Origin of the sequence: Nodosilinea sp. E11 (assembly GCF_032813545.1) — a bacterium.
Lineage (GTDB): Bacteria > Cyanobacteriota > Cyanobacteriia > Phormidesmidales > Phormidesmidaceae > Nodosilinea.
In genome coordinates, this window is the sequence record NZ_CP136520.1 from 686,884 (window position 1) to 708,029 (window position 21,146).

A 21,146-nucleotide genomic window follows, 5' to 3' on the forward strand; every position below is an offset into this window, starting at 1 on the left:
TCACCGCTTTTTAGATGTCTCTAATTGGGCCGTAAGAATTTTGGGCCATTAGAGAGATGGTAATTGCCTCTCTCGGGCGATGTTGTCCGCCTACCTAGATCGTTACGCTGAATCCAGTTGTAAATAGTTGGATAAACTATGGATACTCAAAATTCCCAGAACACCGAGCAACCTACTGACGAACAACGCTCTGAGCAGCGTCAGCCCATTCATCAACCTTTAACCCCTGAAGAAGTCTCACCTGAGCAAAAAGCGGCCCACAAAAAGGCGTTAGAAGAGCATGATCTAGTGCTCAACCCAGGCGATATGGTAGATGGTGAAAAGACTCTCCAAGAGAAGTCTCAACAGGTTGCCGTTGACACTGGCGACATTACAGGCGATCGCATCGTTGTGCCGACCTACTTTGTTGTAGATGATCCTGAAGAAGGCCAAAAAGCTCTGCACCACATCAAAGACGCCGAAGAGATTTCTGACGTGATTCGTCAGGCCCGCGTTGACGAATCGGGCGAACGAACCTGGAACTAGTCTTTGTCATAGTGATGGCCTGACTGAAAAGCATAGTCAGGCCATCACTATAGCTACCAAATTAAATTTTAATCAGCAATAAGCTACCCTACCGTCGCAACAACTAGGGTAGCTATATAAAGTCTATTTTAATCATCATCAGCCTATTTAACTCTTACTTATAGCAGATACCCTTTTTACTCTAAACTTAAACAATAATAAAACTCATGTACGCGAGAACTTCGCCTGCTGCGAGGCTCCTAGCCGGAGGTCTGATCATACCGGCAGGCAGACCACAATGCGAGCACATCTACTTTTCTGGATACCTCTAGGTCTTGCTTTTGTTTAATCCGGCATTTTTCGGTTTTGCAACAGGTTGCAGATCTGACTCTAACCACCTAGACGAGACCTCGCTAGCTGCCTTTTCGGCACTCTGCTACAGCCAGGTTAGCGCATAGGGCAGGTTGAAGTTCCGTCTTCAAAACATTAAGGATCTAATCCATGCAAACCGTTGAATGGTGGCAAAACGCCGTAATTTATCAGATCGTTCCCTGGAGTTTTTTAGACACCGATGGCGATGGTCGGGGTAACTTAAACGGCATTATCGATAAGCTCGACTATATCTCGGCCCTAGGAGTCGATGCGATCTGGCTCACGCCAATTTACGAATCGCCGATGGACGATTTGGGCTATGACATCACCGATATGCTCGATATTGATCCGGTAATTGGCGATCTAGATGTCTTTGACAAACTGCTAGCGCTAACCCACGCCCGTGGTCTGCGCATGGTGGTTGACCAGGTGTGGGGCCATACCAGCGATCGCCACTTTTGGTTTTTAGAGAGCAGCGAGAGCCGTGATAATCCCAAATCTGATTGGTATATTTGGGCTGATCCTAAGCCCGATGGTTCGCCGCCCAATAATTGGCTTTCGGCCTTTAATGGTGATTCGGCCTGGGCTTGGGAACCCAAGCGCGAACAATATTTTCTGTTTCACTTTTTGCGCAGCCAACCCAAGCTCAACTGGGAAAACCCCGACGTGGTAGAAGCCATTCTCAGCCGGGCAAAATTCTGGCTCGATCGCGGTGTAGACGGCTTTCGCCTCGATGCACCTAACTTTTTTCTCCACGATCCTGAACTGCGCGATGAGCCATTGCGGGGCGAGGGCTGCCCTCATCCCGACGGCATTCACCCCGACAACCCAATGGCCAAGCTGATGTTTGAAAACAGCTTTTGTCGGCCCGAGGCCCTGGATATTCTCAAGCCGGTACGCGAGCTGATCGATCAATATCCCAGCACCGTTACCCTGGCTGAGGTAACCCTGTGCGAAGACTCGATTGTGCTATCGAGTGAGTATGTAAAGGGGAGCGATCGCGCCCACCTGGCTTACAATAGCGCCCTGCTGGTGGAAGAACCGATCAGCGCCCAACTCATGCGCCGCACCCTCGAAAAAGTGCAGCAGCACTTTACCAACGGCGGCAACTGTTGGATGGTGGGCAACCATGACTACGGTCGCCTGCGCAGTCGCTGGCTGGGCCACGACGCCAATGGCACCCCCTACCCCGAAACCTTTTATCATCAGGCGGCGGCCATGCTAGTGGCCATGCCGGGTGCCCTCTGCCTCTACCAGGGCGACGAATTGGGGTTGAGCGAGGCCCGCATTCCTGAAGATATTCCGGTCAGCCAAATTCAAGACCCCTTTGGTAAAGCCCTCTACCCTGCCGTCGTGGGCCGAGATGGGTCACGTACCCCCATGCCTTGGCAGGCCAACGCCGTCAGCGCCGGGTTTTCAAGCCGCGAAGACACCTGGCTACCCGTTCCCCAGGCCCACCACGGCTTTGCGGTAGATGTGCAAAACCAAGACCCCAGTTCGCTGCTCAACACCTGGCGCGGCCTGCTGCACTGGCGCAAAGATCAGCCCGCCCTGATGCAGGGCGAGTGTCACATTCTTGAGACCGAAGAGCCCTTCTTTGCCTTTATTCGGGAGGCTCCCCAGCAGCGCCTGCTGTGCATCTTTAACCTCAGCGCAGAGACAACCCATTTCGATCTGCCCGAAGACATGCTGAGCTGCACCACGGCAACCGGCATTAGCTCAGCAGCCAAGCGCAACGATGGCATGCTACGCCTGCGCGGCTATGGCTATTTCTTTGGCAACTTACAGCCCTCTATACCGCCGGCCTATAGCGGTAGCGATCGCGATCGTGAGGCCGCTTCTCCCAACCCCTCGGCGGGCGATCGGGCCAAAACCGAGAAAGCTAAAACCGAGATCACCCAGGCCACATCCCAACCCAATGCTCAGGCCGCTTCAATTGCTGTTACTTAGATAAGGTTTACCCTATGGCTTTTCAATCAGACTGGTGGCGTAGCGCTGTCATCTACCAAATTTATCCACGCAGTTTTGCCGACAGCAATGGTGACGGCATTGGCGATCTGCCTGGTATTCTGCAAAAGCTCGACTACGTCGCCAGTCTCGGAGTAGATGCCCTCTGGATTTCGCCCTTCTTTAAGTCCCCCATGAAGGACTTTGGCTACGATATCTCCGACTACCGGGCGGTAGACCCCCTATTTGGCACCCTTGACGACTTCAAAGCCATTTTGGCGGCGGCCCACGATCGCGACCTTAAGGTGCTCATCGACCAGGTGTGGAACCACACCTCCGACGAGCACGCCTGGTTTGCCGAAAGTCGAACCAGCCGCGACAATGCCAAAGCCGACTGGTACGTGTGGGCCGATGCAAAACCTGACGGCACCCCGCCTAACAACTGGCTGTCTACCTTTGGCGGCAGCGCCTGGGCCTGGGAACCGCAGCGGCAGCAGTACTACTTGCACAACTTCTTAGACAGCCAGCCCGACCTCAACTGGTACAACCCAGCCGTGGTCGAGGCCATCTTAGACACCGCTCGGTTCTGGCTCGATCTAGGGGTCGACGGCTTTCGCCTCGATGTGGTCAACTTTTTCACCTACGATCGCAGCCTTCAAGACAACCCCATGCGGCCCCCCGAGATCCCGCGTCCGGCGGGGGCGACCCAGAGCGATCCGTTCTTTGCGCAGATTAATCTCTATAACTTTTGCCAGCCCGACACCATTGCTCTGCTCAAGCCCATTCGAGAGCTGACTGACCACTACGGAGCCACTACCCTAGCCGAAATCAGCAGTGCCGAAGATGCCCTGACCACCTCCCGAGACTACGTCAACGGCGATGACCGGCTGCACATGGCCTACAACTCGTCGCTAATGACCGATGAGCCGCTCACCGTGCAGCGCATCGAGCACCTGATTCGCCAGGTAGAAACCCTGTTCGATCGCGGCATCATTTGCTGGACCGCAGGCACCCACGATTTTCCCCGGCTCAAGAACCGCTGGAGTAAATATCAGCCCAGCAGCGAATTTCTTCAGGAGGCCTTTGACCACATGTTTGCCGCCCTGATGCTCTCTCTGCGCGGCAGCTGCTGCATTTACCAAGGTGAAGAACTGGGCCTCACCCAGGCCGAGATTCCCCATGCTCAGATGAAAGACCCCTTTGGCATCCAGGGTTACCCCCATGTGCTGGGCCGCGATGGGTCGCGCACACCTATGCCCTGGGTAAAAACTGCGCCCCAGGCCGGGTTTACCACCCACAGCGAACCCTGGCTGCCGATTCCTCAGCAGCACCGCCAGGCGGCGGTCGATGGTCAAGAGGCTGACCCTAACTCGCTGCTCAACAAGTATCGGCGACTCATTCACTGGCGCAACCGGCAGCCTGCCCTCAAGCAGGGCCGAGTGCAATTGCTGTCGCTGAGCGACGATCGCCTGCTGGGGTTCGTACGCCAAAGCGAGGACCAGGCCCTGCTCTGCATGTTTAACCTCAGCCCCGAGACAGTCTACCAAGACATGACTGACCTACCCCAGGGGCATCCCACCGGGGAGATTGTCTTCAGCGATCGCAGCTACCACGACACCCTAGAGCTGCCGCCCTTTGGCGTCTATTTTGCGGCGCTTGAGCCAGGTACTGACTGGCAGAACTAAAGCCTCTGACATAGAAACCGTCTGGCTATAGCCATAGTCACCTGGGTTAGGACATCCAGAACCCTAAGAACGTTCGAAGTTCAAACGCTCTTAGGGGAAAGGTCTTAACCAAACTGGTTACAGCTATAAAACCCCGGTTTCTCTGTCACTTATCTCTGTTACTTATAAGGGCACACTTACGTTTTGGCCTAGAAACCGGGGTTTTGTACCGGCGTTCTAGGCCTATTTTTACTGGATTTCTGTATCGAAATTAGTAACCGCGCCCTGGGCTTGAGGTCGCCGTGGCACAGTAAATGGACATAACCCTTCTAAGCGTGTGAGGCAACCAGGTGAGTCCAATGACAATGAAACACTATGCTCCTAAACGACTGACAGCGGTGGCGCTGATGTCAATGGCCCTAGCCGCAGGGCTGAGCTTTACCCCTAGATTTACCCCCACGGCGATCGCCCAGGAGATCACAATGAGAACGCTAATGGTAACCGGCCAGGGCGAAGAGTCGGTGCCCACCACTAAAACCCAGGTCGATTTGGGGGTTGATGTGCAAGGTACCGATGCCGCCGCCGTACAGCGCGAAGTGGCCCAGCGTACCGCAGCAGTGGTCGAGCTGCTGCGATCGCGCCAAGTCGAAAAACTCGAAACCACCGGCATTCAGCTCAGCCCCCGCTACAACTACGAAAATGGCCGCTCTGAGGTCATCGGCTACAGCGGCAGCAACACCGTCCAATTTCGCATGCCCACCGAGCGCGTCGGCACCCTGCTCGATGACGCCGTCAATGCCGGGGCCAACCAAATTCGCGGCATTAGCTTTGTCGCCGACGATGCCGCCCTCGAAGCCGCCCGCCAGGCCGCCCTTCGCAATGCCGTAGACGATGCCCAAGCCCAGGCCAATACGGTGCTCAACAGCCTCAATCTCAGACCCGAAGAAGTGGTCAGCATCCAGATCAACGGCGCTGCATCGCCGCCGCCGGTACCCATGCCCCGTGTCGCGGAGTATAGCCGTGCCCAAGCCGACGTAGCCACCCCCGTCGTCGGTGGTGAGCAAACGGTGCAGGCTCAGGTCACCCTGCAAATTCGCTACTAGAGCCCCCGTTGTCTGGGCGGAGTACCCGACCCAACCCTAAGATCCCCCTGGGCTGGCGGCGTGAACGGGGTCAGGTTGGGTAGGGTTTTCTGGACGCACGGTAGCAATGGCTGGCGTGGGGCGCTGGTGGTGGTCTAACGGAGAAATAGCCACAGGCTTACCCGTCTGAATGGACTGGTGCAGCGCCTCAATAATGCGAATGTCATTGAGCCCTTCTAAACCCGAGGGCTCAAGATCGGTGTCTTGCAGAATGCTATCGGCAAAATAGTCGAACTCTCCCGCCAGTTGACTATGGGAAGCAAAGGTACGCGTCTCAGTTTCGCCATCGATCGTGAGATGGTGGGTTCTTTCGCCCTGCCAGCTGTAGGCGGGTTCTAGGCGCAGATCGCCCTGGGTGCCTATCACCCGGTAGGTTGAGACCTTACTCGCGCCAAAGCTAACGGTAAAGGTGGCCAGCCGCTGGTGCGGAAAGCAGAGAATAACGCTGGTCATTTCATTGACTTCGGCAAAGCGCGCTTCGCCATTGTTGGCGGCTACGGCAAACACCTCGACCGGTTCATCTTGAAAGAGATACCGCGCTGCGTTGATGCAGTAGATGCCAATATCTTCTAAACTGCCGCCGCCCGTCGCCTGTTGTAGACGAGTATTGCCCTGCTCTACCTGCTGAGAAAAGACGGAGTTGAAGATGCGGGGGTCACCAATTTGCCCCGACTGCACTATTTCTATTGCCTGCAAATTGGCCGGATCGAGATGCAAGCGGTAGGCAATCATCAGCTTGACGCCGTTGCGCTGGCAGGCCTCAATCATCTGCTCACCCTCAGCGGGGGTCGTAGCCATAGGTTTTTCACACAGTACGTGAATGCCCTGGTTAGCGGCCCGCACGGTGTACTCACAGTGCAGGTGGTTGGGCAGAGCGATGTAAACAGCGTCGATCGCCCCGCTGGTGAGGCAGTCTTCGTACTGGTCGTAGCTGTAGGTGTGGGCAATGCCGTATTGCTGACTGAGTTCCTTCAGTTTGGTGGGGTCGTCAGAAACCAAAGCCACAACTTCAGACTTCTCGGTGCTAGGAAACGCGGGCAGGGCCGCCACCTGGGCAAACCAACCCAGGCCCACGACTGCGTAGCGAATTTTGCGGTGCTCTGCTTGAGCAGACTGGCTCTGGCCGTTAGTGGTGGGTTGGGGAGGTGTCATGGGGGTTCCGAGCGTTGCTAGAGGAGTTTTAGGGCGCGGTCTGGAGCATGGTTGAAGACACGCCTACCCTTCAGCCTAAAAACTGCAACGGCTCTCAACCTCTAGCTAAGGGGGCACCTAGGCTAGGACCAAGGGGGAAGTTTTAGGGCAATGGCTGGCCACGGCCTCGGTCAGGCCGAGGGGTTGGCCTGGTGCTGAGCGATCGCAGCGAGCCGGTCAGGGTCGAGAATAGTGATTTCGCCACCCCGCTGGTAGGCCACTGCGCCATTGAGCTGCTTAAACAGACGCACACATTCTTCGTAGGTGATGCCAATGCTGCGGGCGATCTGGTAATAGGTGAGGTGCGATCGCAGGCGTTGACCCTGGGGCACCGGCTCGGTGCCCGCCCTAGCCGCAAAATAGTCTAGATAGTGAATCAACCGCACGATCGCCCGCTCAGACACCAGCCCATGCACCCGGTCGTGCAGATGCTGCAGCCGCTGGTTAAAGATACTCAGCAGGTGCAGCGCCAATTCGGGGGCCTGGCGAAACCCCTCAAGCAGAGCCTCTCGCTGAATGGTCAGCACCTCAATGGGCTCCATCGCTGTCGCGGTGGCTGGGGCCTGGCCATTGCCAAACAGGGCCGGGGCCGCAAACATCTGATCGGCCCACAGCAGCCGCAAAATCGTCTCCTTGCCCGATTCAGAGGCCTTGGTTAAGCGCAGAGACCCCGTCACCAGCAGGTAAAGGCAGGCAGGCAAGGCATCGCCCTCATGAAACACAATCTCGCTGGTGTCGTAGGCTTTAATGCGGCTGTGCTCAGCTAACTGCACCAGCAGGGCGGGCTCTAAGTCTTTAAATAGAGCACTGTTCTGAAGCTGCTGAACATCTACCGGCATAGTGCAACGCTGCTTGAAAAAGCTGGGTCAAACCTTCATTACACCACAGCCCTATCGAGCGCGATGGTTGAGCGAGCCAGCCCCAAGCATTGAAACCCAGCCAGCCTGACCTTCGCGGGACTGCCGGACCACCCTTAGCCAAAGCCAATTTTTGTCATGGTTTGTGAACTTATCCGCTAGATAGCTGCTTTTTGGCCAGCATTTAGTAAAAATGGATACAGAAAAAAGCTTTCTATCTTCTCTGCGACAGCGCAGATGGATCCTTGTCAGCCCGATAGGAACCGAGCCTATGGCCCTCCAACTGAATTCTCAAACCGAAGCCGCGATCGCCGCCAGCCGCCCCACCGCGAACTGGAATCTGGTCTGCCACATTACCTACACCCGCGACACCTGGGTCAAGCTGCTGCACTCGCCCACCGAGTATGCAGCGGATGAAGCCAAGTTGCTGTGCCAGGAGTCGGCTGACGCCTGGGTGGCCTGGGTGCCCGACCACGGAGAAGTGGTGCTCGACAGACGCCATTTCTACTGTTGATAACTTCAGGGGCAGCCCATTTGGGTGACGCCCTCCCAGAAAATCCAGCCATTATAGCTATAGCCGACCCTATGTAGGACGTTTCATAGCTATATCAGTTGTTCTATCCCTGATCCTCTGCCATTTTTTTGTACATTTTGTTGGGCGTTGAAACCGACGCCAAATCTGCGCCATGGATAGCCAATCCCCCACCGACTGGGACGAGATGTTTGAGTACCTACCCGGCACAGTCGTGGAGCTAGACGACCAGCCGGGCCTACTCTACGAAATTGATTGCTACGAGGCCGCGATGGTACCGCCGATCTGGCTCGTGAATGACCCCCGTCCCCGCTACCCCCACGAGCTGCGGATTGTGTCGCGCCAGCTTGCCCAGGTGTGCGCCCTAGACCTTCAGCCCGCCTAGCGCTGCCGGAGCAGTTTTGCTTGCCAATTTTGCGATAGCAGTGGACAGTTCGCCAAGGCGACGGCGGCTGGGTTGTCGCGATCGTGGTGCATGATCTGGTTAGCGCGGGCAATGGTCCACTGAGGAAAAGGGCGATCGCACAGCAGCACCTCTAACCCTGGTTGCACCAGGCCCGCTTGCAGCACTCGAAAATACCACCCCGTGCGGCCATTGGCCTTCACTTGCAGGGCCAGATCGGCAACTCGCCAGCGGCGGGAGAGTTTCCAGCAGGGCTGCCGGGGCTGCGACACCTGCACCCTGGCCTCGCCGATTTGATAGACATCACCAACGCAGACCGTCGCTTCGGTCTGCCCCACGATCGTAAAGTTTTCGCCAAAGGCACCGGGCGGCAGGTCGGGGCGGTCGAGCTGCGATCGCCAGTAGTTGTAGTGGTCGCCACTGTAGGCCAGCACGGCTTTGTCAAGGCCACCGTGGTTCTTGAGGTCGGCCTGGCCATCGCCAGCCAGATTGGTGAGGCTGAGCCATCGCTCTCCCTCTACGGGCGTCTTAAAAAAACCGGTAGTCCAGGTTTGCTCCATGGGGTCGGAGGCATGGTCGGTGCCCAGGGTCTGGGGCAGGCCAACCTGAATGGTTGCAACTTGAGGGGTCATCGCACGGATCTCGCATCACCGGAGTTAGCTTAACCCAGGAGCCATGGGCTACTAAATGCAGCTAGGCACCTGTTATAGAATTGATACCAAATCCTGCTGGGTTACCCCCGATTCCGGCAGGGCGCATGGCCTGCGCCCCTACGAGTTGGCCTGTTGGGAATCGGGGGTATGGGGATTCGGATTCGGTATAAGGCACTTTTCCGGTATTCACTATGGCTTCTCTAGCCCATGGAGTGGTAATTGGTGGCAGTGTGGCCGGTTTGCTAGCGGCGCGGGTGTTGCTCAACCACGCCGATCGGGTGACGCTGCTAGAGCGCGATCGCCTACCCACTGCCCCCGGCCCCCGGCCCGGCATTCCCCAGGCTCAGCATGTCCATGCCTTGCTGCTGCGGGGGCAGCAGATTTTAGAGACACTGTTTCCCAGCCTAACTGCCGACCTAACTGCCCAGGGAGCCCTGCGCCTAGACTGGACCGCAGACTGGCAGTTTCTCACCGCTTGGGACTGGATGCCCCAGCATGTGTCACACCTAGAGGGCCTGATCTGTAGTCGGCCCCTGCTGGAGTGGTACCTGCGCGATCGCCTGTTGCAAATGCCGGGCTTTGAGCTACAAGCCGCCACCACCGTCACTGGCCTGGTGTTTGAAGGAAAAGCCGCCCGCGTCACTGGGGTGGTACTGGCAGAAGACGGAGGTGACCAAACCCTTGCCGCCGATTGGGTGGTCGATGCCTCGGGCCGCAACTCTAAGCTGGTCGACTGGCTGGCAGCTCAGGGTTTACAACGCCCCCCTGCCACCACCGTCAACTCCTTTTTAGGCTACGCCAGTCGCTGGTACCAGCGACCCTCCCACAGGCCTCCCAAGGGCATCATTGTGGCGTCTCAGCCGGGAGTGACTCGGCGGGGCGGGGTGCTCTATCCGGTAGAGGGCGATCGCTGTGTGGTCACCCTCAGCGGCATCGAAAAAGACTATCCCCCAGCCGATGAGGCCGGATTTCTGGCCTTTGCCCAGAGTTTGCGCGATCCATCCATAGCCCAGGCCATGCAGGATTGGGAGCCGATCTCGCCCATTCACAGCTACCGCCGCACCGACAACCACTGGCGTCATTACGAGCAGCTTGCCGATCTACCTGATGGAGTGGTCGCCCTAGGCGATGCTGTCTGTGCGTTTAACCCGGTTTACGGCCAAGGTATGACCGCCGCCGCCCTGGGCGCAACTCTGTTAGATCGCTGTTTGCAGCGTTCTGCCACAAGCGGGCAGGGCCGTCGGTTTCAAAAGCAGTTAGCTCAAGAGCTACTGTCTCCCTGGCTGATGGCCACAGGCGAAGATTTTCGCTGGCCGATGACGACCGGCGATCGCCCCGGTTGGCTAAGTCGACAATTCCAGCGCTACTTTGACCGGGTGACCCAGGCCGCCAACCACGACCCTCAAATTCACTGCGCTTTTATTGAGGTGGCCCACCTGACCAAACCACCCACCCACCTCCTCGCCCCCCGCATTGCCTGGAAAGCGCTGACCTTGCCCTAGTCCTCTGCGGCGTAAATGCAGCACTCTGATTCGGGTCTCAGGTGCTCGGTTTCAGGTGTCAGGAATGGGTAGCCAATTAACGCCAGGCTGTACTAGGCCCAGTAGCCAGGGCAAATTCACGATTAAACAGGGGCCAGCCTGTCCGATCGCTCGATAACGCAAAAAGCTGTCTAGGCAGCATAGACACCACCGCACCTACCAGGCGAACAAGATTCATAGCCCGGAGTCAGTTTTTGACTAATGCTAGTCTGACAAGAGGGAATCTGTAGAATTTTGCCCCTTTTAACAAATCAATCCCCAATCGTTTTGCGGCCACAGCAGCATTGCAAAGCAGCCTTACTTAAGGTTTTTTTGCAGCGTTATCAGGTATTAAATCTGGGTTGTAGAGGTAAATAACTGCGAGAATAGAGTTAGTTAGGGAGCAATCAGAGGGCATCCTTAACAGATGCAGTTTGAACAAATGCAGTTTGGTTAGACACCCCCATGAAATTCTTCGGTAAATGTCTTGAAGAAGAATACCCCTGCGACTTGACGCCCAACATTCGAGCGCAGGCCATCTCAGCCTACCCCCGTCCTCAGCTTCAGCGTTCTCAATGGACCTCGCTGAATGGCTCCTGGAAGTTCACCTACGATGACGAAGGGCGCTATGCACGACCCAACGATGTCAAAGCGTGGAATCAGACTATCGAAGTTCCCTTCGCTCCCGAATCTATCCGCAGTGGTATTCATGACCAGGGGTTTCATCCAAATTGCTGGTACGAGCGAGAGTTTGAAGTATTAGCCGAGGGGGATGGTCAAAAACCAGCCAAAGGCCAACGCGTCCTGCTCCACTTTGGCGCGGTCGATTACCGGGCGCGGGTGTGGGTCAACGGCGAGTTTATGATTGACCACGAGGGCGGCCACACCCCCTTCTCGATGGATATCACCTCTGTCCTGCGCCCCGATGGCCGGCAGACCGTAACCCTCTGGGCCGCAGACGACCCCCACGACTTGGCCAAACCCCGAGGTAAGCAAGACTGGCAGCAGAACCCTCACAGCATCTGGTATCCCCGCACCAGCGGCATTTGGCAAACGGTGTGGCTAGAAGAAGTTCCGGCTACCTATATCGATCGCATCAAGTGGACTCCTCATTTCGAGCGCTGGGAAATTGGCTTTGAGGGCTTTGTTTCTGGCGACTCACAAAAGGAAATGCACTTAAAGGTGCGGTTGACCGTGGGCAAACAACTCCTGGTCAACGATATGTATGAGGTGCTGAATGGCGAAATTCACCGCCGCATCGCCCTCTCCGACCCCGGTATTGATGACTATCGCAATGAGTTGCTGTGGAGCCCTGAGAAGCCAACGCTGATCGATGCCCAGATTCAACTGTGGTGCGAGGGGCAGATGGTAGATGAGGTGCGATCGTATACCGCCATGCGGACGGTGAGCATTCAGCGCGATCGCTTTATGCTCAACGGCCATCCCTACTATCTGCGGCTGGTGCTCGACCAGGGCTACTGGGAAGACACCCTGATGACCGCCCCTTCCGATGACGCCCTGCGCCGCGATGTGGAACTGGTTAAGCAAATGGGCTTCAACGGCGTGCGTAAGCACCAGAAAATTGAAGACCCCCGCTTTCTGTACTGGGCCGATGTGCTGGGGCTAATGGTCTGGGAAGAAATGCCCAGTGCCTACCGCTTTACCCCCAAGGCGGTGGAACGGCTGACGAAGGAATGGACAGAGGTGATTGAGCGCGATGCCAGTCATCCCTGCATTGTGGTCTGGGTGCCGTTCAACGAGTCCTGGGGTGTGCCCGACCTGACGGCAACCCCGGCCCATCGTCACTGTGTTCAGGCACTGTACCACCTGACCAAAACCCTCGACCCCACCCGCCCGGTAATCGGCAACGATGGCTGGGAAAGTACGGCCACCGATATTCTGGCGATCCACGACTACGACACCCAACCCCACAGCGTGGCAAAACGCTACGGGCCTGAGGTAAAGCTGACGGATCTGTTCGATCGGCAGCGTCCCGGCGGTCGGGTGCTGACCCTAGACGGCTACCCCCACCAAGGACAGCCGATTATGCTGACCGAGTTTGGCGGCATTGCCTGTACCAAACCCGAAGAACAGAACAGCACCTGGGGCTATGCCCGCTCCGACAATGCCCTGGAGTTTCAGCGGCAGTATGCGGCGCTGCTGCAAACGGTGAATCGGGTGGAAATGTTTAGTGGTTTCTGCTACACCCAACTGACCGATACCTTTCAGGAGGCCAACGGGCTGTTATACATCGATCGCACGCCAAAATTCCCTATCGAGGCGATCGCATCTGCCACTTTGGGTAGGGGGATGGGGGAGGATGCTCCGTCTATGCTGCAAGAGTCTGCAAAAGTAGCACAGGCCCAAATGGAACATGCATTCCCAGACGCTTTTGAAGCCAGATGGGCGCAACCTCACCCTGTACAGCCGCTCACCCATTGCGGCGGGAATAATCGCGCCTAGTCCGAGTAGTGAACCCGTTCAGGCCAATCCCCACCTCCGCTGGCACCCGCTGCGGGGGGAATGGGTGGCCTATGCCAGCCATCGCCAGGGGCGCACCTTCATGCCGCCCCCCGAGTACAACCCGCTGGCTCCTACCAAAGACCCGCAGTTCCCTACAGAGCTACCCCAGGGCAACTACGATATTGCGGTATTTGACAATCGCTTTCCGTCGCTGATTTCGTCAGCGACGGATGCGCCGCATGAAATTGTGGACACGGTGCCCGCCAACGGTGCCTGTGAGGTGGTGGTGTTTACCCAAGACCCCCAGGCGGCCCTGAGTTCGCTACCGCTAGACCATATTGAGCTGCTGTTTCAGGTGTGGGGCGATCGCACCCAGGCCATCAGCCAGCATTCCCACATTCAGTACGTCCTCCCCTTTGAGAATAAAGGGGTCGAAGTGGGGGTGACGCTGCACCATCCCCACGGGCAAATTTACGCCTATCCCTTTGTGCCGCCAGTGCCAGCTCGCATGGGAGCGTGTCAGCAGGAGCATTATCAGCAGCACCAGCGAGGATTGTTAGAGGATTTGATTCAGGCGGAGATTGAGGATGATCAGCGGATTTTGTATCGGGATGAGTGGGCGATCGCCTTTGTTCCCGTATGCGCCCGCTATCCCTATGAAGTCTGGATTGCCCCAATTCAACCCGTGGCCACCTTTCAGGCTCTAACGCCCAATCAACGGACGGGCTTAGCCCGAGCGCTAAAGACCGTGACCCTAAAATACGACGGCCTGTGGCAGCGCCCATTTCCCTACCTGATGGCCTGGTTTCAAGCACCCGTGAATGGAGAAGCCCACCCAGAATGGCACCTTCACGCTCAATTTTATCCCCCCTATCGCACCTCTGACCGGCTCAAGTATTTAGCCGGAACCGAACTGGCGGCGGGCATGTTTGCCAATGATGCGCTGCCGGAAGAAAAAGCCAAGGAATTGCAGGCCGTTAAGGTTGAGCTGGAAGAAGTCACGCGTGTTTAATGTTGAGTCCTACCTGGCTACGCCCGATTAGTAGGGGCATTGCAGTGCAATGCCCCTACGGGGTGCCTGTTTTAAATCGGGGTTTCTCATGGCAGATTTCGTATTAAGGGAGGTCTTTACTTTGGCTAAACGAAGCAGCCGCTGTAGGGTGGGCACTGCCCACCATTAGGGAAACTGTTTTTCAGAAGTCGCCTGAGCAATGAGTCATCATTAACCACTGAGCAGAGCAATTTATGCCATGAATCGGTTAGAAGAAATTTCTGAAAAATTGGCCGTGCTGCGGCATACGCTCCAGCAAACGGACGCCGCCGGAATTCGTTTGCGGGGCACCGATTGGTTTGCCTGGGCGACGGCTGGAGGTTCCAACACGGTGCTGTTGGCCGCTGAAACGGGGGTGGCGGAGGTACTGGTAACGCCCACCAATGCCTGGGTGCTGACCGATGAAATCGAGGCCCAGCGGCTGAAAGATGAGGAACTACCCGAGGGGTCTCCCTACCAGCTTCAGGTCAACCCCTGGGCAGAAGACTCTGCGCGGGAAGCCTTTGTGCGGGAGGCGACGGGGGGCGGCCAGGTGCTGAGTGACAAGCCAAAACAATCCTCTGAAGCTGCCCTACCCGCATCCCTCATTCACCACCGCAGGGTGATGTTGCCCAGCGAACTCGATCGCTATCGCCAGGTGGGACGGCTGGCCAGCGAAGCGATGACCGAGGTGTTAACCCGAGCCCAACCGACCTGGACAGAAGACCAATTGGCGGGAGCGGGGGCAGAAGCGATGTGGTCTAGGGGGCTACATCCGGTGCTGACGCTAGCTGCGGGCGATCGCCGCCTTCCCCTCTACCGCCACCCCCTACCCAGCGGCGAAACCCTGGGTCGCCAGGCGATGCTGGTGTTTTGTGCGCGAGGGCATGGGCTGATTGTCAGCCTGACCCGCTTTGTGTTCTTCGAGAAATTATCGGAGGCGGACCGGCAACGCCATCGCACGATCGCTGAGATTGAAGCCGTTGCCCTGGCTCACTCCCAGGTGGATGCGCCGCTGAATGAGATCCATCAGACATTGGCCACGGCCTACGAACAGCACGGGTTCCCTAACGCGATTCGGGAACACCACCAGGGGGGCACCGCTGGCTATGGGGCGCGGGAAGTGATCGCGACCGCAGAGACGGGCGATCGCCTCGCTGCTGCCATGATCCTGGCCTGGAACCCCAGCATTCCAGGGGCCAAGGTTGAGGACACCTTTGTTTTGCACGCCGATAACCGCTTGGAAAACCTGAGTTTTGACCCCCAGTTTCCCCACCAGGAGATTGCCGGACGGCTGCGATCGATGCCCCTGGAGCGCGCCTGATGAACTATACCCAGATTTTCAACGCCGCCCCCGCCGTAGAAGCCCTCGCCCCCGGACGGGTGAACCTGCTGGGCGAACACACCGACTACAACGATGGGTTTGTGCTGCCCACCGCCATTCCCCAGCACACCACCGTTGCCATTGGTTTCAGCCCCGACGATCGCCACCATTTTTACTCTGCTGAATTAGAGGAACGGGTGGACTTCGACCCCGCAGGTGCTTCTCCCGAGGGCTTTGCCCGCTACATTGACGGCTGCATTCGCGTTTTGGCAGCCGCCGGGCACAAAATTCCGCCTTTAAATATCTTCGTCACGTCGTCCGTTCCCATCGGTTCTGGGCTATCCAGTAGTGCAGCGCTGGAGGTGGCCACCCTAAGGGGATTGCGATCGCTCCTCCACCTCCCCTTAGACGATGTGGAGATCGCCCAGCTCGGTCAGCAGGCCGAAATCCAGTATGCCGGGGTGAGCTGCGGCATTCTCGACCAGATGGCCTCCAGCCTGGCCGATACCGATCACATGCTGTTTCTCGATACCCGCACCCTCGATCGCCAAATTTTGCCCTTCCCCCCAGGCGCAGAGATTGTCGTGATCGACAGTGGCGTGGCGCGATCGCTGGCCACCAGCGGCTACAACCAGCGCCGGGCCGAATGCGAAGCCGCCGCCGACCAACTCGGCGTCAAAGCCCTGCGCGACATCACCGACCCCCAGCAGGCCGAGCCATTGCCTGAACCTCTCCGCCAGCGTGCCCGCCATGTGATCACCGAAAATAACCGGGTACTGAAAGCCCTAGAGGGCATTACCGCCGCCGCCTTCGGGAAGCTAATGAACGATTCCCACGCCAGCCTGCGCGACGACTACGAAGTCTCTGTCCCCGCCCTCGACACCCTGGTAGACATCCTTCAAACTACCCCCGATGTCTTGGGTGCCCGCCTCACTGGAGCTGGATTTGGCGGAGCCTGTGTAGCCCTGGTGACCGAGGGCAGAGGGGAGGCGATCGCCCAATCCACCCTTGACCAGTACAACCGCACCGGCAACCACGGACACATCCTCGTTAGCTAAACCGCCATGAACAGCAAACCACCCCAAACCCACTTGAAAACCCTGTCTCCTTCCGCTGAGGAAGATATCGAAGGGGCCATTGCAGAGGCGATCGAAGCGGCCCATCTACTGCTTTCGTCCCTAGAAAATCAAGTTAAACTGGGGTTCTTCACGGCTCCAGCCGAAACCAAAATTGTGCGATCCGACGAGCCACCATCGCCCCTCGAAGACGACCGATTTTCGACCGACTGGCTCTAATCCCGAATCCGACTTGGCTAGCCCCGGCTGGGCCAGGCAAACACCATTTGCCCCTACGCAATCAGCCCATTGAGCATCGGGGTTATGGGATTCGGAGATGGTACAACTCCTCCAGCATAGCCATCCACCAAAAGAAATTGAGATTTTTGAAGAATCCACAGAATCATAGGCATTCCGACTCTGCTAATGGGGAGAATAGAAATATAGCTAAGGGTACATTTTGTTCTGCTCACTGAATCTCAGCAGCAGGATGTCATCCCTAACTCTCCCTTTAGCGCCTTGCAAAATGATTCAAAGCATTCCCACAACAACATTTAATTCAACCGATTTAGATCAACTTGCAGCAGACTTAAATCGCGATGGAATTTGCATCATTCGTGGATTATTTGATCGTACCCTAATTGACGACTGGAAAGCTGCCTTTGATGCCCTATTTCATCAGCGGCAGCAACAACCCGGTGGTGTTGCCCCCCGAGGCACCGCTCGCGGCTACGTTACTCTGCCCTGGGTTACCCCATTTGCCAATCCGGGCGTCTTCGCCAACCCGACTATTCTAGGTATTCTCGATCGCGTCTTTTATCAGGAATATAAGCTGGTACAGTTGGCCGCTGATGTTCCCATGCAGGGGTCAGAGTATCAGGATATTCACCGCGACTTTCGCCCCCTCTTTTCTGACCAGATCGTGACGCCGCTCTATGCCCTGGCGGTCAACTTTCCCCTGGTCGAAGTCACCGCCGACAACGGCCCCTTTGAGATGGCGCGGGGCACCCATGTCATGTCTCGCGAAGCAGGCCTAGTCAAAATTCAAGCGGGCGAAATTGCGATGGAGCAGTTTTATATGCAGCCGGGAGATGTGATGGTGCGATCGCCCCTGGCCCTCCACCGGGGCACCCCCAACCGCACTCCTGAACCCCGCCCGATGGTGGTGATGGGGTACGTCATGCACTGGCTTCATACCCACAAGGTAGATTTAACCCTAGAGCAAGCCTACTACAATGGGCTATCGCCAGAACACCAGCAGTTGCTGCGGTGTAACACCGTCGAGCAGCTATCCGACAACGCCACAGAAACCTATGTAAAGTTCGAATATTAGGCGGTTCAGGGTTCAAGGATTCCCTCGAACCTTGAACCCTGAACTTTAAGCCTCCAACCCCACCCACCTGTCACCTTTAGTTTGACAGACTAATCAATTGGGTCAAACCATGGCTACGCAAACCTATATCAATCCGGTTTACCCCAAGTATTTTGCCGACCCGTTTGTGTGGCAACACCAGGGGATTTACTATGCGATCGGTACAGGGCCAGCGGAAGCCGCTGGAGAGGTGGATGAGCTTCATCAACAGCGGGTTTTTCCCCTGCTGCAATCCGAGGACTTGGTGCAGTGGCAACCTGCCGGGAATGCTTTGCTGCGGCCCGATCCAACCTTGGGAGACAACTTTTGGGCACCAGAAGTAGCGCACCATGAGGGCACTTTCTACCTCTACTATTCGGTTGGCCATGGCGATAAAAACCACCAGCTACGGGTGGCCACCAGCGCCGACCCGCTGGGGCCTTATCAGGATGTCGGCGAGTCGTTAATCGATCCAAAAACCTGTGCCTTTGCCATTGATCCCAGCCCTTTTCAGGACGACGATGGGCAGTGGTATCTCTTCTACGCCCAGGATTTTTTGGATACGGTGCAGGGGGTGCGGGCGGGCACGGCCCTGGTGGTCGATCGCCTCTCAACCATGACCACCCTCGCCGCAGAACCCAGAGTCGTGCTGCGGGCACGGCACGACTGGCAGCGGTTTTTGGCCGATCGCCCCATGTACGGCGGCACCTACGATTGGCATACCTTAGAAGGCCCCTGCGTGCGAAAGCAGGGCGATCGCTACTACTGCTTCTATAGCGGTGGACGGTGGGAAACGGACAGCTACGGCGTTGACTACGGTGTGGCCGATCACGTTCTGGGGCCATACTCAGACAGTGGGAATGAGCAAGGGCCACGGGTGCTGCGATCGCGGCCCGGTTCTGTGCTCGGCCCCGGCCACAACTCGATCGCCCTACATCCTGACAACCAATCCGAGTACTTGGTTTACCATGCCTGGGATCCAGCAATGACCGCACGACGGCTCTGTATCGATCGACTGCTGTGGACAGAGGCAGGCCCTCGATGTAAAGGGCCAACCTGGACCCCCCAAGCGTTTTAGTTGGCTTCGAAACAGGGTATTGGAATGCCATCCAACATCACCACGGGTAATGCCTATAGCGATGGAGCAAACCGGCGAGGCTGGTTTGTAGGCTCGTTTATCACCCCATCTGACAGTCCCCGCTCGACCGCCGCACTGGAAGTTAAATGGGGCGTTCATCAAGCGGGCGATCGCCGTTCTGAATGGACAGAACCCGCCGACACCACGACCCTCTCTATCCTGGTTAGCGGTCGCTTTTGCCTACAGTTCCCCGAGGGCGACATCTTGCTGGCCGCTCAGGGAGACTATGTCCTCTGGCTTCCTGGTGTAGCCCATTGCTGGTGGGCAGAAAAAGATTCTGTAGTAGTTACCGTTCGGTGGTAAGCAGACGAGTCGGAGGCCCAGTTCACAAAAAACGGTCATTCGAGTCTTATAAATACATGACCTTTGGTTGTTTAAACTTCTACCAAAAGAGATGTTTCCAATCAAAACAAACCTCCTACTCTAAAGGTGTCAGCCCCACTAGCGATCTTTAGCGATGCCTGAAGTGGCGGATGAGATTGAATACTTTTCAAAACTGAAAATCGATTGTTGTTTTAGCAAAAAGCTATGCAATCCATAGAGTTTCGCCTTAAATCTTACCGGCACTAGCTCTAAGCAAAAGCCACAATTTTAAGAGCATTAGTTTGCCAAACTTTTGGACTGAGAGGTGAAAATGTCAACCCACTACGTTTCAGAAAGCTCTTTAAATAGAAGATTTCCTGAAAAAAATTCGCTAGAAGATCAGTCTCATTCAGAGAAAATTACCACATCTCTTGGTTTACGGTGGCCTGAAGGTACAAAGCTAGACCCCCCAGTGCCTGAAATACCAGATTTGATTTGCTTCTCTCATCTCCGGTGGGATTTTGTTTACCAGCGACCCCAACATTTGCTTAACCGCTGTGCCCAGGCTCGCCGGGTTTTTATTGTGGAGGAGGCGATCGCTGTTCCTGACGAAACCTCCTGGCTCGACCTGAGTCAGCGTGAGAGTGGTGTATGGATCGTTGTTCCCCATATGTCCGAAAGCCTCAGCGACGAGGCTTTTATCCTCTCCTTGCAACAGTTGTTGAGCACCCTGTTGGCCGAGGCTCAAATGCAACAGCCGATCCACTGGTATTACACACCCATGGCGGTGCCGTTTACCCAACATTTGCCGTCTTCCGCTGTGGTGTACGACTGTATGGACGAGCTTTCTGCTTTCAGGGGAGCCCATCCCCAACTGCAAGCCTGGGAAGCCCAATTATTTAAGCTGGCGGATCTCGTCTTTACGGGGGGCCATAGCCTCTACGAGGCCAAGCGGCACCAACATACCAGCGTCCATGCCTTCCCCAGCAGCATTGAAGCGGTCCACTTTGCCCAAGCTCGCCAGCCCCTACCAGAGCCCCCCGATCAAGCCCATATTCCTCATCCCCGGTTGGGATTTTATGGGGTGATCGACGAACGGATGGATCTGGAATTGCTGGATGGCATTGCCCAGGCGCGGCCCGACTGGCATTTGGTCATGGTTGGCCCGATCGCCAAAATTGACGAGGCTTCCCTCCCCCAGCGTCCCAACATTCACTATCTCGGGGGCAAGTCCTATCCAGAATTGCCCAGCTATCTAGCCGGTTGGGATGTGGCTCTGCTGCCCTTTGCCCGCAATGAATCGACCCGGTTCATCAGCCCGACCAAAACGCCGGAGTACCTGGCCGCTGGCAAACCCGTGGTGTCTACCTCGATTCGGGATGTGGTGCGGCCCTACGGCGATGAGAAATTGGTGCACATTGCCGATACGGTACCGGAATTTGTGGAGGCGATCGCCACCGCTCTTGATCCCCAGCAAACCCCTGCCGATTGGCTCGACCGGGTGGATGAGTTTCTCGCCCAAACCTCCTGGGATCTGACCTGGGAAGCCATGAATGAGCGAATTGAGGCAGCGATCGCCGCCAATGCTCGCCAGCCCCTTCGATCTAAGACCGCCCCATCCAAGACCACTCAATCCAAGACCCAATATCCGACGGCGATCGCCGCCGATCTTGACCAGCTAGCGATCTAATGTTCAC

At 56.6% G+C, this 21,146-nt stretch carries 19 protein-coding genes; 16 read left to right on the forward strand and 3 right to left on the reverse strand.

What is annotated here, in order from left to right; translation table 11 throughout:
* The first annotated feature begins 138 nt into the window (after nucleotides 1-138).
* The 4 genes from RRF56_RS05530 (at nucleotide 139) to RRF56_RS05545 (ending at nucleotide 5,590) form a co-directional block, all read left to right on the forward strand.
* Entirely contained in the window at nucleotides 139-525 is a 387-nt protein-coding gene (locus RRF56_RS05530; RefSeq protein WP_317036635.1) for a hypothetical protein, read from the forward strand.
* Nucleotides 526-1,005: 480 nt separating this feature from the next.
* A complete protein-coding gene (locus RRF56_RS05535; RefSeq protein WP_317036636.1) occupies nucleotides 1,006-2,826 on the forward strand; it encodes an alpha glucosidase in 1,821 nt (606 codons plus the stop codon).
* Between the two features lie 14 nt (nucleotides 2,827-2,840).
* Complete coding sequence (locus tag RRF56_RS05540; protein ID WP_317036637.1) at nucleotides 2,841-4,508, forward strand: alpha glucosidase; 1,668 nt, start codon at nucleotides 2,841-2,843, stop codon at nucleotides 4,506-4,508.
* A 338-nt stretch (nucleotides 4,509-4,846) separates the two neighbouring features.
* Nucleotides 4,847-5,590, forward strand: coding sequence for an SIMPL domain-containing protein (locus tag RRF56_RS05545; RefSeq protein WP_317036638.1), 744 nt, complete (start codon nucleotides 4,847-4,849; stop codon nucleotides 5,588-5,590).
* Between the two features lie 36 nt (nucleotides 5,591-5,626).
* On the opposite strand, the gene RRF56_RS05550 is transcribed toward RRF56_RS05545, so the two are convergent.
* Together RRF56_RS05550 and RRF56_RS05555 are read right to left on the reverse strand one after the other, a co-directional pair.
* A complete protein-coding gene (locus tag RRF56_RS05550; RefSeq protein WP_317036639.1) occupies nucleotides 5,627-6,781 on the reverse strand; it encodes a Gfo/Idh/MocA family oxidoreductase in 1,155 nt (384 codons plus the stop codon).
* A 170-nt stretch (nucleotides 6,782-6,951) separates the two neighbouring features.
* The gene (locus RRF56_RS05555) at nucleotides 6,952-7,659 is read right to left on the reverse strand and encodes a Crp/Fnr family transcriptional regulator (RefSeq protein ID WP_317036640.1); all 708 of its coding nucleotides are present in this window, start codon (nucleotides 7,657-7,659) and stop codon (nucleotides 6,952-6,954) included.
* Between the two features lie 289 nt (nucleotides 7,660-7,948).
* Between RRF56_RS05555 and RRF56_RS05560 the strand changes: the two genes are divergently transcribed.
* On the forward strand, nucleotides 7,949-8,191 hold the full coding sequence (locus RRF56_RS05560) for a hypothetical protein (RefSeq protein WP_317036641.1): 243 nt from the start codon (nucleotides 7,949-7,951) through the stop codon (nucleotides 8,189-8,191).
* Between the two features lie 172 nt (nucleotides 8,192-8,363).
* The gene (locus tag RRF56_RS05565) at nucleotides 8,364-8,594 is read left to right on the forward strand and encodes a hypothetical protein (protein ID WP_317036642.1); all 231 of its coding nucleotides are present in this window, start codon (nucleotides 8,364-8,366) and stop codon (nucleotides 8,592-8,594) included.
* Here the strand turns inward: RRF56_RS05565 and RRF56_RS05570 are convergent.
* On the reverse strand, nucleotides 8,591-9,244 hold the full coding sequence (locus RRF56_RS05570) for an MOSC domain-containing protein (protein WP_317036643.1): 654 nt from the start codon (nucleotides 9,242-9,244) through the stop codon (nucleotides 8,591-8,593). The genes RRF56_RS05565 and RRF56_RS05570 overlap by 4 nt on opposite strands.
* Nucleotides 9,245-9,456: 212 nt before the next feature.
* Here RRF56_RS05570 and RRF56_RS05575 point away from each other — a divergent pair, with 212 nt between their 5' ends.
* The 10 genes from RRF56_RS05575 to RRF56_RS05620 all read left to right on the forward strand — a co-directional run bounded on the left by RRF56_RS05575 (nucleotide 9,457) and on the right by RRF56_RS05620 (nucleotide 21,139).
* The gene (locus tag RRF56_RS05575) at nucleotides 9,457-10,767 is read left to right on the forward strand and encodes an NAD(P)/FAD-dependent oxidoreductase (protein ID WP_317036644.1); all 1,311 of its coding nucleotides are present in this window, start codon (nucleotides 9,457-9,459) and stop codon (nucleotides 10,765-10,767) included.
* A 483-nt stretch (nucleotides 10,768-11,250) separates the two neighbouring features.
* A complete protein-coding gene (locus tag RRF56_RS05580; protein ID WP_317036645.1) occupies nucleotides 11,251-13,248 on the forward strand; it encodes a glycoside hydrolase family 2 protein in 1,998 nt (665 codons plus the stop codon).
* Nucleotides 13,160-14,260 carry a galactose-1-phosphate uridylyltransferase gene (gene galT / locus RRF56_RS05585; protein ID WP_410510539.1) on the forward strand — a complete coding sequence of 367 codons (1,101 nt, stop codon included), beginning with the start codon at nucleotides 13,160-13,162 and terminating at the stop codon, nucleotides 14,258-14,260. The genes RRF56_RS05580 and galT overlap by 89 nt, the downstream gene beginning before the upstream one ends.
* Before the next feature lie 238 nt (nucleotides 14,261-14,498).
* Entirely contained in the window at nucleotides 14,499-15,602 is a 1,104-nt protein-coding gene (locus RRF56_RS05590) for a M24 family metallopeptidase (protein ID WP_317036647.1), read from the forward strand.
* A complete protein-coding gene (galK, locus tag RRF56_RS05595; protein ID WP_317036648.1) occupies nucleotides 15,602-16,660 on the forward strand; it encodes a galactokinase in 1,059 nt (352 codons plus the stop codon). Before RRF56_RS05590 ends, galK begins: the two co-directional genes overlap by 1 nt.
* A 6-nt stretch (nucleotides 16,661-16,666) precedes the next feature.
* Nucleotides 16,667-16,897, forward strand: coding sequence for a hypothetical protein (locus tag RRF56_RS05600; RefSeq protein ID WP_317036649.1), 231 nt, complete (start codon nucleotides 16,667-16,669; stop codon nucleotides 16,895-16,897).
* Nucleotides 16,898-17,183: 286 nt separating this feature from the next.
* Nucleotides 17,184-17,990 carry a phytanoyl-CoA dioxygenase family protein gene (locus RRF56_RS05605; RefSeq protein WP_317036650.1) on the forward strand — a complete coding sequence of 269 codons (807 nt, stop codon included), beginning with the start codon at nucleotides 17,184-17,186 and terminating at the stop codon, nucleotides 17,988-17,990.
* Nucleotides 17,991-18,099: 109 nt separating this feature from the next.
* A complete protein-coding gene (locus RRF56_RS05610; protein ID WP_317036651.1) occupies nucleotides 18,100-19,086 on the forward strand; it encodes a glycoside hydrolase family 43 protein in 987 nt (328 codons plus the stop codon).
* Nucleotides 19,087-19,110: 24 nt separating this feature from the next.
* On the forward strand, nucleotides 19,111-19,449 hold the full coding sequence (locus tag RRF56_RS05615) for a hypothetical protein (RefSeq protein ID WP_317036652.1): 339 nt from the start codon (nucleotides 19,111-19,113) through the stop codon (nucleotides 19,447-19,449).
* A gap of 472 nt (nucleotides 19,450-19,921) precedes the next feature.
* Nucleotides 19,922-21,139, forward strand: coding sequence for a glycosyltransferase family 1 protein (locus RRF56_RS05620; RefSeq protein ID WP_317036653.1), 1,218 nt, complete (start codon nucleotides 19,922-19,924; stop codon nucleotides 21,137-21,139).
* Nucleotides 21,140-21,146: the final 7 nt, after the last annotated feature.